Source organism: Paenibacillus sp. JJ-100 (assembly GCF_948329825.1).
In the GTDB taxonomy this organism is placed as follows: domain Bacteria; phylum Bacillota; class Bacilli; order Paenibacillales; family Paenibacillaceae; genus Paenibacillus.
Genome location: NZ_CAOJCM010000001.1, coordinates 608767 through 622250 on the forward strand (window position 1 = coordinate 608767; position 13484 = coordinate 622250).

The window sequence follows — 13484 nt, forward strand, 5'->3', positions numbered from 1 at the left end:
GGCCTGTACCATTGTATGCAGGACCAGTAGAAGGTTAGACTTGGATTGGAAAGATTATCAGGATTGAAGAACAATATATTACATGAAGCAAACCTTGTGAAACACCCTGGAAACTCATCTGAAGATGGGGCTGTACGAATGCGGCATTTTCAGTGAGGGGGCTTGGTTCAGCTTGAAGAGATACGAAGAACGGAGGCTCATGAGATGAATCGATTGCGAAAGTCGAGCGGTTTCAGAGCTTCGATCTATGTGATCGTAGTAGCTCTAATCGTCTATCTTACGGTATACATGCCAACGCCATATATTATATATAAGCCTGGCAGTGCGGATGAAGTGAAACCCATGGTTACCGTTAAAGATGGTGATCAAGACGAGAAAGGCGTATTCATGATGACAACGGTGTCGGCTACGTATGCGAATCTGTTTATGCTTGGAACCTCGTGGTTTGATAACAATGCGCAAGTGGATAAAAAGGAAGACCGTTTACGCGGCAAAAGCGAGGCAGAATATTCGGCTGAACAGGTCTGGTTCATGAGTGATTCTCAATCGTCCGCGATGGAGGCAGCTTATGAGAAGGCGGGTATAGCATACTCTATTGTGCCTGAACACATCTTTGTGTTTGGACTTTCGGAGAATCCGAAGCCAGATGGAGACATTGAACCGGGGGACATTATTCTAGGTGTAGACGGTACAGCTACACCAGATAATACGGTGCTTGCCAATCAGCTGGAGGGGAAAAAGGCTGGAGATACCGTGGAGATGCAGCTGGAGCGCGGCGGTGAAACGATTAGCCGGGATGTGACGCTAGTTGAGGTCAAAGACAGCAAGACAGGAAAGACGCGAACGGGACTCGGGGTAATGATTGGTGCAGTGCAAAAGGTGAAACCGGAAGATCCAAATAAACAGATCACATTCTCAAGTACGCAGGTGGGCGGGCCATCTGCTGGTCTGATGTTTACGCTGGAGATATACAATCAGTTAACTCCGGGCGATCTGACCAAAGGACACCGGATTGCGGGCACAGGCACAATTACGAAAAATGGTGAAGTAGGAGCGATCGGCGGTGTTAAGCATAAAATTGTTGCTGCCGACCGTAAAAAAGCCGAAATCTTCTTTGTGCCTGAAAATAATTACAAAGAAGCCGAGGCTAAAGCGAAAGAAATAAATACCCCAATGAAACTTGTACCTGTAAGTAATCTTGATGATGCGTTGACATATCTGAATACGTTATCTGTGAAATCATAAGATAAATGCCGCCTCTCAGATAAAAGGTGAGGAGAACGAGGGCATAGATGGTCAGGATACACGAATCTATGCCAGCAGAAATGCGGGAATGATGGAAGCAGGAAACGATAGCTCGTAAACACCAAAAAAGCAGCTGATCCATGTGATCGGCTGCTTTTTATTGAGTTAACGGGTGCTACATATGATAACCCTGTAAATCTGTATATTGTCAAAGTTAAAGTCATGGGGAGTTTTTTTTGACTTATTGCTTCACCATTGCATGCAAATATCCTCGAAATTCTTCTACATAAGCCTGTGGTTCCACAACCTTTAGGTTTGTTCCAAAACTCGCCAGAGATTGATCGTTATTTCAACTTCCTCGCTGAACAAAATTTGTCCCAGTCCGCCGAGCTCAGTCAAAGTAATTTTCAAGTCAGCGTTGCTTAAAAGACGGGTGTCCGCCTTGTGCTCATCTAGAATGCCATAACCGCCGTGAATTCCAAGGACCGAGTAGATTGGGATGTTGGATAAACTTAATGTTCTCATATCATGAAGAATAGTTCGCTTGGAAACGTTGAAAATTGTGCAAATTCTCTAGTGGATACGACGTCCTTTTTCAGAAAAATCATAATGGTGGAGATTAATCGCTTGACTTTATCCACTCGTTACCCTCTTTTTATACCTCCCTATTAAACACTGACATATAGATGTCACCTTTTCTAAATTATACTACGTATATAACAAGAAGGAGATCTTACTTAATGGCTAGCTTTTTTCCTCGATCATGCTCAAAGTTAACGTTCCCAAGTTAAAATTAGACAGAGTTCATATGAATTGAGGAATGAATAATATGATTGAGAAGGGTAATGGTGTTTAATATGAAAATAGACCATATCATTTCTGCAAAATCCAGAGAAGAATTAAGGTTTTGGCTACAGGAAAATAGTAAGACTGAAACGTTTTGCTGGGTTTTGGTGAGTATGACACCTCGATCGGATACGATTTTATATTTGGATGCAGTTGAGGAAGCTTTGTGCTTTGGATGGATTGACGGAATCAAGAAGAAACGATCCGAAACGGAACTGGCTCAAAGACTATCTCCACGAAATCCGAAAAGTTCGTGGACTGAATTGAATAAAGAACGTGTCCGTCGTCTCGAAAAGCTATCTTTGATGACAGATGAAGGAAGAAGAGTGCTTCCGGATATGGATTATGCTTCTTTTCAGATCGATCCTGTTATAGAGAAGCGGCTAAAAGAGGAAAAGAAAGTATACGATAATTTCAAGGCCTTCCCGGATCTCTATCAACGCGTTCGGATTGACACGATACAAAGCGTTAAAGATCAACCGGAATTATTCAGAAGCAGATTAGATAAATTGATTGCTAACACCAGAGAAAATAAAATCTATGGGCAATGGAATGATAACGGGCGTTTGTTAGAACGTTCATAAGAAGTCATAACAAAGAATTCAAAACAAAGAAATCAAAAAATCCCTTGTCTCGACAGCCAATCGGCTTAGGCAAGGGATTTTTGATGAGTGTCATCTATATGATTAACGAAGGATGCATATAGCGTTCAACATCAGATTCTCACGGGAGAATCATAATAATCACTGTACATATCGCGTGATATGTTGTGCTCGTAATGTGTCACATGTGCGAGTGCATATGCAGCCTGTGCCTGAATGTCTAGCTCCAGCTGTGGATGCGTATACGTTGAAGATTTCAGAATAACAGGCAGGGAAGCGGTTTGTTTCATCTGCTTCAGCAAGCTCTGGCCTTTACCCGTAAAACCCAGAACTCGCAAATATCCGGGTCCCGTGGCGAGTACTTCTGGAGCACACTCAGCCTTGGTGTGATTCAGGAGCAGGTGAGTAAGCAGGCGTTGCAGTTTGGTACGAGTGTATCGTCTTGTTTTGAGTGCATCTAGAAGAGCTTCAATGGAAGGTTCTGGAATCTTGGCAAGTACGCGCACAAGTCGGTGCTCCAACCCTTCCGTGACTTCTGCGATGCGTTCCAGCTCGCTGGCACGACGGGTAGCCGCAATGTGCAGCAGCGGCTGTGCAAAACGCTCCCAGTGCATGGGAGCGTGTCCCCTCTGCCATTCGCGCTGAAGAATGGCAAGGGTTGCCGCCGGTACATATGGAGCGGCGGCATCAGGCCCGTCCGCCAGCAGCAAGCGGCGGACGGCTGTGGCACTGGCGATCGCCCCCGGGCCGGGCGTCGCCTGGTGATAGGCGGCACCGGTACGTGCCGCCGTTAAGGGCTGGATCGCGCTGCCAATTCGTTGCAGCGCGATAAGGTAGTGCAGCCCAAGCGAATTGTTGGGCTGCTCCAGCAGTGCTGCGGCGTCGTGAGCATCGACGCCGCCGGGCGCCAGCGCTGCCGCCGCGCCTGCATACGCGGCGGGGTAGCTGGCGCCCTCCCGCAGGCGTTGCGCGATATTCTCACGCAATGCTGCGGGTTCATCAGCCAGCACGAGCGCAATGCGCTGCAGGCTGTCCAGGTCGCCAGACTCGCTGCCAAAGCAGAGCGAGTCCACAACCCCTGTGCGGTGCAGCAGCGATACCGCACCAAAAGCAAACCACTCTGCCGGTTGAACCGCATACGCGACCGGCAACTCAATCACCAGATCGGCGCCGGCATGGAGCGCCATCTCGGTGCGAGCCCTTTTACCAACGATGGCGGGTTCGCCGCGCTGGAGAAAAGGGCCACTCATCACGGCAACAACGGCGTCTGCTCCGCTAAGACGCCGGGATTCATTCAGATGATGCACATGCCCGTTATGCAGTGGATTGTATTCGACTATGACACCTACAGCTCTCATGAACAGATAGACTCCTTTCCTTCTAGTTGATGATGTGTGAACAAGCTTCATGTCCATGCTCATTTCAGATTTGTATGTAGACTACTGATTCATGCGTTCAAGATATTTTTCACGGTATCTATGGGTAAGATCACTGCAAAATTCTCTGTTAACCATATATCAATTATAACCTTTTCCATGATAGAGGAGAGCTTGAATAAGAGCAAATCATGAAAAAAAGGCACAGAAACAGTATCTCTCGATACGGTCTGCACCTTATAACTAGCGTTTTTTCACCATCTAAACTGCTTGTAATATAGGATAGACGATACTGCCGATCCCAGAATGACCGCATCCATGAGAGTGAAAAGTAATCAAACTTGATCTGAAACAGGAGTGAGGCTGGTCTTTGGTCCGAAAAATTCATAATGAATGTGTTCTGGTGTGACACCAATGGACAGAAGCTCTTCATATACTGAACGCATAAATGCCACAGAGCCGCACAGATAATAGTTCGCATCAGGTTCTTGAATAACTTCAGAGAGCCACGCAGCGTCCATATATCCTTTTTTGTATATCAGTCCATCCTTCAGATCTGAATCAACAGGTGACGTGTAACAATAATAGGCCTTGAGGTTAGGGTGCTCTTGTGACAGACGATTCACATGATCGCGAAAAGCATGAGAAGTGCCGTTCAAATTAGCGTGTAAAAAAGTGATTGGACGCTGATCTTCCGACTCGATTAGTGTATTCAACATGCTGATCATGGGTGTTAAGCCTACACCGCCGCTCACTAGCACAACAGGGCGAGAATCTTCCATATTCAATGTGAAATCACCAGCTGGAGCAGAGAGTTCGACCACACTACCTTCTGTAATGTGATCATGAAGATAGTTAGATATCACCCCGTCAGGACGTTCCAATTCTCCTGATTCACGTTTCACAGATATACGGTAATAGGGTTTGCCTGGTGCATCAGAAAGGGTATACTGACGAATCTGTGTGTAATTTTGTCCCTCTGGCTGAATTTTAATGCTGATATACTGTCCAGGTTGATAGGAAGAAATAGACTTGCCATCTTCAGGGGTCAAATAAAACGAAGTGATGACTTCGCTCTCCTTCACTTTTTTGGCAACCAGAAATGTTCTGAAGCCGTCCCATCCACCTGTTTGATTGGACGCTTTATTATACATATCTTGCTCTATACCTATGAAGGCGTTTGCAATCACCTGATAGGCGTCGCTCCATGCAGTTAAGATTTCATCTGTAGCGGCATCACCCAGCACATCTTTGATGGCTTTTAGCAGATAAGTTCCAACAATCGTATACTGCTCAGGTACAATATCGAGACTACGATGCTTATGAGCAACCTGCCGAACAGCTGGCAGAATAGCCCCAAGGTTATCAATGTGCAGGGCAGCGGTGTACACCATGTTGGCAAGAGCAGCTTGCTGACGACCTTGTTTCTGATTGGCATGGTTGAATATGTTCAGTAATTCTGGGTGAGCGGTAAACATCGTTTGATAAAAATGTCGTGTTATTGCTTCGCCGTGAACCTCTAGAACAGGGACCGTAGATTTGATAACGTCGATCGTGTGTTGATCTAACATATGATTTACCTCCTAATTATGATTCTAAATAATGTCACTGCAGGGATACTCGTGAAGATGAAAATACCTATTAGTAAATTTTGTGTATGTTACTTTTTGAATTGTTGTATTGCAAGTATATCAGCGGCTGGAACGGGATGTGTGATATAGATCACACCATTCGTTAACGATTGGTGACTGATATAAAAAGAGATTTAATGCAAAAAAAATAGACCATAGACACCGCTTGTAGTTATGCTACAGGAGGTCTATAATTGATCAGATGTGATGTCTTCGTCGTAGTTATCGTTTGTTCGATAGGGTGTAAAGTTAAAAGTGTTGACAAACCTCTTGAAAAATCGGTATAATGATTTTTGTTTGTTAAGTCGATTTCATAAATCTTTAGCGAGTGACAGTTAGCGTACATACAGTCAGGAATGAAAGCACATATTAGGATCGTCTTGAACTGTATACTGCCGCCAATTGTTGGACATCTATTTATGAAATTGGTTTCGTTTGGAGTGATTAAACATGTTAATGTCATTTCGTAAAGTGGCAACCAGTGATCGCCCTGTACGCTTCAACGAACAGTGGGATATCAAACATCTGGTTTCTAACCGACAAGATATCACAGCCGTCACCCCGCTGACCGCGGATTTATCTGCTGAGAGCAGAGAGGATGACGTTGTGGATGTTCACGGCAAATTGACGATTGGGATGGACATGTTGTGCTCCCGTTGTCTGAAGCCACTTAGTGAACATTTTCATATTGATTTTCATGAGCAATTCAAGCAGGGAAAACAGCCGGAGGAATTATCTGAAGACGACGACACTCTCTATGTGGATGAGGATAGCGTTAATCTGACAGAGTACGCCGAAGGAACTTTTCTGCTGGATCTTCCGTTCGTGCCGCTCTGTAGTGAAACATGTAAGGGGCTCTGTCCCAAGTGTGGTCACGAGCTAAACGAAGGTGACTGCGGTTGTGATAACCGGGTTATTGATCCACGGCTTGCAGGACTCAAGGATTTTTTTAAATGAGCATGATTGAAAATCGAACGTAACACTACCTGCAAAGGTTGATTTTGATAAGGAGGTGGGAATAATGGCAGTACCTCAACGGAGAACGTCCAAGACGCGTCGCGACAAACGTCGCACTCACTTTAAATTGGCTGTACCGGGCATGGTGAAATGTGAACAATGCGGCGAATTGAAGCTTGCTCACCACGTGTGCAAAGTGTGCGGAACGTACAAAGCAAGAGAGATTATCTCTCAATAATAGCTAGACAACAAGCAGCACTTCATTTTAATGGGGTGCTGCTTTTCTATTGTAAGAAATGAACGAATAGCAGGTTTAAAAGAGATTGACTGCCGCTAATACGCTTGCTTCTTCATGCTATACTGGATCGATGTGTTTTTGTTACCCCAGCCTTTCTTTTTGACAAGGGATGCGATATACTATTGTTTAGTACCAGGTTCTAAGATTTGACGTTACATACAGATCGACATAAACTTTTATAGCGTACCTTTGGGTGATCAAAGGTTGAAAATAGAGAAATGCAAGGCATGATACACTGATCTGACCGAAAGGCCGGTTCAGGAAACGATAAAGCGAGGGGGTGTCAGGCATCGAGCGTTTACCCAAGAGACAGAGACAGCAGCAGTTAACCAAAATGATTGATGAGAATCCGTTTGTGACCGATCAGGAGCTTACGCGACAATTGAAGGTGAGTATTCAGACGATTCGTCTCGACAGACTGGAACTTGGAATTCCGGAGCTTCGTGAACGGATGAAACTGATGGCAGAGCGCTCGTATGATCAGGTGCGTTCACTGCCCCTGCATGAAATTATCGGTGATATCGTGGACTTGCAACTGGATAAGAGCGGCATATCCTTGTTTGAGATCAAAGAAGAACATGTTTTTTCGAGGACGGGCATTGCTCGGGGGCATTACGTGTTCGCACAAGCGAATTCACTGGCGGTGGCTGTCATTAATGACGAAATTGCGTTAACGGCTTCGGCAGATATACGTTTTGTTCGTTCCGTTCGTTTAGGAGAAAAGTGTATTGCCAAGGCTTATGTGAAATCTATTCCCGGTCAGAAGGGAAAAGCTAAAGTTGAAGTGTTCACCTATGTTGGTGAAGAAATGGTGTTTCAAGGCAACTTTGTGATCTATCACTCCGGTGGAGAAGACAGCAAAGAAGGAGGGCATTTGGAATGAAAATCGTCATTGATGCCATGGGAGGCGATAATGCCCCTGCGTCAACTGTAGAAGGAGCTGTTGCTGCGGCACTGGAATGGGCGGATACACAGATCGTTCTCGTTGGTGATGAAGCTAAGCTTGAACCTCTCTTAAGTCAGTCTGGCACCCAACCAGCCAACCTGAGCGTTCGGCACGCTTCTGAAGTGATTGGTTCAGATGATGAGCCGGTAAAGGCAGTAAGACGTAAAAAAGATTCCTCCATGGTTGTAGCTGGTCGTATGGTTAAAGAAGGCGAAGCCCAGGCTATGATCTCAGCAGGTAATACAGGGGCCCTAATGACGGCTGGTTTGCTCGTTGTGGGTCGAATGAACGGGATTGAACGTCCTGCGCTTGCACCTATGATTCCTACAATGGATGATGTAGGCGTGCTTGCACTCGACTTGGGCGCTAACATGGATGCTAAACCGGAACATTTGGCACAATACGCGCTGATGGGTAGTTTATACAGGCAAAAAGTACAGGGAATTGCATCTCCAAGGGTAGGGTTGCTCAATGTCGGAACCGAGCCTGGCAAAGGAAATGAGCTGACCAAGCAGGCCTATCCGTTACTTGAACAGATGCCCATCCGTTTTGTGGGGAATGTAGAGGCACGTGATGTCCTGACTGGTGCCTGCGATGTCTTGGTATGTGACGGGTTTGCAGGCAACATTCTGCTTAAATCACTGGAAGGTGCAGCAGGAGCTATTTTCGGTCTACTTAAAGAAAAGTTTACTTCATCTTTCAAAAATAAACTGGCAGCAGCTGTGCTGATGCCGGAATTGCGCGGATTAAAGAGCAAGCTTGATTATACGGAGCATGGCGGCGCACCTTTGTTAGGGTTGAGTGGCCTAGTTGTGAAAAGCCATGGTTCCGCGGACGGTAATGCGATCAAAAATGCCGTGCGTCAGGCAAGAATTGCAATACAAAACCAGCTGGTGGACAGCATATCTAAGGAAATTAGCGGGAAGTGAGTGACGATATGAATAATTTGCGCCCGGTAGGGATTATTGGTACAGGTAAATATGTGCCTGAGAAAATTTTGACAAACAGTGATTTGGAAAAAATGGTCGATACGAATGACGAGTGGATCGTCAGCCGTACAGGAATTAAGGAGCGACATATTGCTGCACCGGATCAAGCCACTTCTGACTTAGCCTATGAGGCAGCATTAAAAGCGCTTGAATCTGCAGGTATGACAGGCAGCGATCTCGATTTGATTATCGTTGCTACGATTACACCGGATTCCTCTTTCCCGTCAACAGCTTGCATTCTGCAGGATAAACTGGGTGCCAAAGGCGCTGCTGCTTTTGATTTGTCCGCTGCTTGTTCAGGGTTTGTATATGGTCTTGCAACGGCAACCAGTTTCATTCAAAGCGGCATGTACAACAATGCGCTTGTTATTGGTGCAGATTGTTTGTCACGTATTACCGATTATACGGACCGAAACACCTGTGTTCTTTTTGGTGATGGAGCCGGTGCTGTCGTTGTTGGTGAAGTTCCTGAAGGTCGCGGATTCAAAGCATTTGATCTTGGCGCAGAAGGTGCAGGAGGTAGCCTGCTTCAAATCGAAGGCGGTGGTTCACGTCTGCCAGCAAGTGCGGAAACGGTTGAGAATAAAAAGCATTATATCTATATGAACGGCCGTGAAGTGTTTAAATTTGCTGTTCGTGTCATGGGTACAGCAACGATTGAAGTCCTTCGCAAAGCGGGCATGGATCGTACGGATGTTGATTTGTTCGTTCCACATCAGGCTAATGTGCGGATTATTCAATCGGCCATGCAGCGACTGGAGCTTCCTGAAGAGAAAGTGGTTGTCAATGTAGACAAGTATGCGAACACATCGGCAGCATCCATTCCACTTGCGCTGGTTGAAGCAGCGGAAGAAGGCCGTATGAAAGCTGGAGATACCGTGCTGATGGTCGGATTCGGTGGCGGTTTGACTTGGGGCGCATCCGTACTCGTATGGTAAACTAGACAGCTGGAGGATGAATGAAAATGGGTAAAATTGCTTTTGTATTCCCTGGACAGGGTTCTCAGGCCGTAGGCATGGCCAAAGATGCATATGAATCTATTCCTGCATCCAGGGACGTTTTTCGCACGGCTGATGAAGCGCTAGGCTTCTCGCTGAGCAACCTGATCTTTGAAGGTCCGGAGACCGAGTTGAAACAGACATCTAATACACAGCCGGCTCTACTCACAACAAGCACCGCGCTGCTTGAGGCTTTCAAAGAAAAAGGGATTCATGCAGATTACGTGGCAGGACATAGTCTGGGTGAGTACAGCGCACTTGTAGCTGCGGGTGTTCTTACCTTTACGGATGCTGTACAGATTGTCCGGGCACGTGGTCAATATATGGAAGAGGCTGTGCCGGGTGGACAGGGAGCGATGGCTGCTGTGCTGGGTGCGGATCGGGAAGCGCTAGGGGGGCTTTGCCGTGAAGTATCCGAGAGTGGTCATGCCGTTGAACTTGCCAACATCAACTGTCCTGGGCAGATCGTTATTTCTGGTGTAAAAGAGGGCGTAGCTGCCGTGTCAGAACGGGTAAAAGAAGCAGGCGGAAAACGCGCGATTGCACTTGAAGTGAGTGGACCGTTCCATTCTTCGCTGATGAAAGGCGCTGCGGATAAACTGGCTGATAAACTGAGCACTGTCACGTTCTCACCTGCCAGCATTCCGGTTGTAGCTAATGTCACCGCAAGACCTGCTGAAGATGGACAGTTTCAGGATTTGCTTACGACTCAGGTCTATTCTCCAGTATTATGGGAAGACAGTGTGACATGGCTCATTGCACAAGGTGTAGATACATTTATTGAGATTGGTTCAGGCAATGTATTAACCGGTTTGATTAAAAAAACAGATAAAACCGTAAAGTTATACAATGTAAACAATCTTGAAACATTGGAAGCAACCGCAGCTGCTCTGAAAAATAATAATTAAATCACATAAGTAGAACTATTAATTTACACTTTAACGGAGAAGACAGCGATTGTAAGGTTATTTTGTCATCGGAGTGCTTGTGTGAAGAACTTGGGTTCAACTGATGTAGATTCAGGGAGAGGAGGAAGAGTTATGTCTAAACCGTTAGAAGGAAAAAATGCATTAGTAACTGGAGCATCCCGCGGGATCGGCCGTAGTATTGCTCTTGCTCTGGCAGAAGCCGGAGCAAATGTTGCTGTTAACTACGCTGGTAGTCAAGCTGCTGCAGAAGCGGTAGCTGATGAGATTCGAGCGAAGGGTGTTCAGGCGATTACGATCCAGGCCAATGTAGGTCAGATGGATGAAGCGGAACAAATGGTAAAAGCGACGCTTGAAGCGTGGGGGAATGTCGATATTCTGGTGAACAACGCTGGAATCACACGAGACAACCTCATCATGCGGATGAAAGAAGAAGAGTTCGATCAAGTCATTGAAACGAATCTTAAAGGGGTGTTTAACTGTCTCAAGGCAGTAACACGTCCCATGATGAAGCAGCGTTCAGGGAGAATTATTAACATTTCCTCAGTTGTAGGTGTACTAGGTAATCCGGGTCAAGCTAACTACGTGGCAGCCAAAGCAGGAGTTATCGGTTTAACGAAAGCTTCTGCTCGTGAACTCGCTTCTCGCGGAATTACGGTGAACTGTGTTGCACCTGGTTTCATTGAAACCGATATGACCAAGGAATTGTCTCAAGAGCTGGTGGATGGTATGCTTAGTGGCATTCCGTTATCCCGCCTGGGGCAGCCGGAAGAAATTGCTGGAGTGGTTACATTCCTTGCATCAGAAGCTTCATCTTATATGACAGGTCAAACACTGCATGTCGATGGTGGCATGTACATGTAAATTTCCTGGACTTTGATTCAAAGTCGGGGAACAGGTGCTGGACGATCCGAAATGCCGGAAAAGGCCGGGTTCCCCGGCCGGGAGCCGCATATGTCTTCTATGGCATTTTGCCTGCGATTCTCGTATAATACCTAGGAGGAGGTGAACCGGATGTCCGATGTATTGGAGCGTGTAAAGCGCATCGTCGTCGACCGCTTGGGCGCAGACGAAGCTGAAGTTACACTTGAAGCATCTTTCAAAGAAGATTTGGGTGCTGATTCTTTGGATGTAGTGGAATTGGTCATGGAATTGGAAGATGAATTCGATTTGGAAATCTCTGATGAAGATGCAGAAAAAATTACGACCGTAGGTGAAGTTGTAAACTACATACAATCTCATACCTAAAGTCAATTCAGTCCCGCTCCTGTTTCTCAACAGGCGGGACTTCTCATCATTCATTGGTTTTTCACATCCCGCAGACAAGGGGCTTCTCTGATCTATGGATTGGCGTATAGCAACCGTGTCTGCGGATATTCCCACAAAAATACTTGCGTAATGCAGTCGATATAGAGGTGAGTCGGTTGAAACAAAGAGTCGTAATTACCGGAATGGGCGTAATGACATCGCTCGGAAAAGATTTAGAGACGTTCTGGGGCAGTTTAATGGCAGGAAAGTCCGGAATTTCTCAGATTGAGGCATTTGATGTTAGTGAATACACGACACAGATTGCAGCCGAGATCAAAGATTTCAACCCGGAAGAGTACATGGATCGTAAGGACGCGCGCAAAATGGACCGTTTTGTTCAATTTGCTGTAGCTGCCGGATTCAAAGCGGTGGAAGATAGTGGTCTGAAAATTAATGAAAACATTGACCCAGAGCGTTTCGGCGTATCTATAGGTTCTGGTATTGGCGGTTTGGGAACTTGGGAGGATCAGCATAATGCATTGCTGCAAAAAGGTCCTAAACGTGTCAGCCCATTCTTTATCCCAATGATGATTTCCAACATGGCCTCTGGTCAGATGTCGATTTCACTTGGTGCCAAAGGTCCGAACATAAACGTGGTTACCGCTTGCGCAACAGGAACACACTCCATTGGAGATTCGTTCAAGTTGATTGCGAATGGTGATGCGGATGCGATGATTTGCGGTGGAGCAGAAGCAACCATCAGACCTACCGGACTTGCTGGTTTTTGTGCTATGCGTGCCATGTCAACACGTAATGATGATCCTACAAAAGCAAGTCGTCCTTTTGATACAGGTCGGGATGGATTTGTAATGGGTGAAGGTGCAGGAATTCTGATTCTGGAATCTCTGGAGCATGCTCAAGCACGTGGCGCAAAAATCTATGGTGAAGTGATTGGTTATGGTTTGACTGGGGATGCGCATCACATGACTGAACCCGATCCAGATGGAGCAGCACGTTGTATGACAATGGCACTTCGGAACGCGGGCATTAAGCCGGAAGAAGTGGATTATATCAACGCGCATGGAACGTCAACACCTGTGGGTGACCGTTCCGAAACTCTAGCAATCAAAAAGGCATTTGGAGATCACGCGTACAAGCTCGCCGTTAGTTCGACGAAATCGATGACAGGTCATATGCTTGGCGCTGCGGGTGGTGTGGAGGCTGTCATCTGCGGTCTGTCTCTGACACATCAGACACTGGCTCCAACGATCAATCTGGAGGACCAAGATCCTGAATGTGATCTGGACTACGTACCTAACGTTCCACGTCAGACCAAAGTGAATGTCACAATGTCCAATTCATTTGGTTTCGGCGGTCACAACGCCACCATTATTCTCAAAAAATTTGAAGCATAAGGGGCTA

The 13484-nt window shown here is 46.2% G+C and carries 13 protein-coding genes and 1 pseudogene; 11 read left to right on the forward strand and 3 right to left on the reverse strand.

Annotated features, from left to right (window positions below; all coding sequences use genetic code 11):
• Positions 1–204: 204 nt before the first annotated feature.
• Positions 205–1245, forward strand: coding sequence for a SepM family pheromone-processing serine protease (locus PQG66_RS03025; protein WP_272034946.1), 1041 nt, complete (start codon positions 205–207; stop codon positions 1243–1245).
• A 339-nt stretch (positions 1246–1584) separates the two neighbouring features.
• On the opposite strand, the pseudogene PQG66_RS03030 reads toward PQG66_RS03025, so the two are convergent.
• A pseudogene (locus tag PQG66_RS03030) lies at positions 1585–1886 on the reverse strand (helix-turn-helix transcriptional regulator); the annotation flags it as partial.
• Between the two features lie 216 nt (positions 1887–2102).
• Between PQG66_RS03030 and PQG66_RS03035 the strand changes: the two are divergent.
• On the forward strand, positions 2103–2675 hold the full coding sequence (locus PQG66_RS03035) for a YdeI/OmpD-associated family protein (RefSeq protein WP_272034948.1): 573 nt from the start codon (positions 2103–2105) through the stop codon (positions 2673–2675).
• Positions 2676–2806: 131 nt separating this feature from the next.
• On the opposite strand, the gene PQG66_RS03040 is transcribed toward PQG66_RS03035, so the two are convergent.
• Positions 2807–4051 carry a nucleotidyltransferase gene (locus PQG66_RS03040; protein ID WP_272034950.1) on the reverse strand — a complete coding sequence of 415 codons (1245 nt, stop codon included), beginning with the start codon at positions 4049–4051 and terminating at the stop codon, positions 2807–2809.
• A 353-nt stretch (positions 4052–4404) separates the two neighbouring features.
• Positions 4405–5640, reverse strand: coding sequence for an NO-inducible flavohemoprotein (gene hmpA / locus PQG66_RS03045; protein ID WP_272034952.1), 1236 nt, complete (start codon positions 5638–5640; stop codon positions 4405–4407).
• A gap of 510 nt (positions 5641–6150) precedes the next feature.
• Between hmpA and PQG66_RS03050 the strand changes: the two genes are divergently transcribed.
• The 9 genes from PQG66_RS03050 (at position 6151) to fabF (ending at position 13477) form a co-directional block, all read left to right on the forward strand.
• The gene (locus PQG66_RS03050) at positions 6151–6657 is read left to right on the forward strand and encodes a YceD family protein (RefSeq protein WP_272034954.1); all 507 of its coding nucleotides are present in this window, start codon (positions 6151–6153) and stop codon (positions 6655–6657) included.
• Between the two features lie 64 nt (positions 6658–6721).
• Complete coding sequence (gene rpmF / locus PQG66_RS03055; RefSeq protein ID WP_090923906.1) at positions 6722–6895, forward strand: 50S ribosomal protein L32; 174 nt, start codon at positions 6722–6724, stop codon at positions 6893–6895.
• A gap of 394 nt (positions 6896–7289) precedes the next feature.
• A complete protein-coding gene (gene fapR / locus PQG66_RS03060; RefSeq protein WP_240036837.1) occupies positions 7290–7838 on the forward strand; it encodes a transcription factor FapR in 549 nt (182 codons plus the stop codon).
• Positions 7835–8830: a phosphate acyltransferase PlsX gene (gene plsX / locus PQG66_RS03065; protein ID WP_272034961.1), complete on the forward strand. Its 996-nt coding sequence runs from the start codon at positions 7835–7837 to the stop codon at positions 8828–8830. The genes fapR and plsX overlap by 4 nt, the downstream gene beginning before the upstream one ends.
• Before the next feature lie 8 nt (positions 8831–8838).
• The gene (locus PQG66_RS03070; RefSeq protein ID WP_272034963.1) at positions 8839–9828 is read left to right on the forward strand and encodes a beta-ketoacyl-ACP synthase III; all 990 of its coding nucleotides are present in this window, start codon (positions 8839–8841) and stop codon (positions 9826–9828) included.
• Between the two features lie 26 nt (positions 9829–9854).
• Entirely contained in the window at positions 9855–10796 is a 942-nt protein-coding gene (gene fabD, locus PQG66_RS03075) for an ACP S-malonyltransferase (protein ID WP_272036441.1), read from the forward strand.
• A gap of 132 nt (positions 10797–10928) precedes the next feature.
• Positions 10929–11678 (forward strand): 3-oxoacyl-[acyl-carrier-protein] reductase, encoded by a 750-nt coding sequence (gene fabG, locus PQG66_RS03080; RefSeq protein WP_272034965.1) that lies wholly within the window; start codon positions 10929–10931, stop codon positions 11676–11678.
• Positions 11679–11828: 150 nt separating this feature from the next.
• Positions 11829–12062 carry an acyl carrier protein gene (gene acpP / locus PQG66_RS03085; RefSeq protein ID WP_024630176.1) on the forward strand — a complete coding sequence of 78 codons (234 nt, stop codon included), beginning with the start codon at positions 11829–11831 and terminating at the stop codon, positions 12060–12062.
• 176 nt (positions 12063–12238) lie between these two features.
• Positions 12239–13477 (forward strand): beta-ketoacyl-ACP synthase II, encoded by a 1239-nt coding sequence (gene fabF / locus PQG66_RS03090; protein WP_272034981.1) that lies wholly within the window; start codon positions 12239–12241, stop codon positions 13475–13477.
• Positions 13478–13484: the final 7 nt, after the last annotated feature.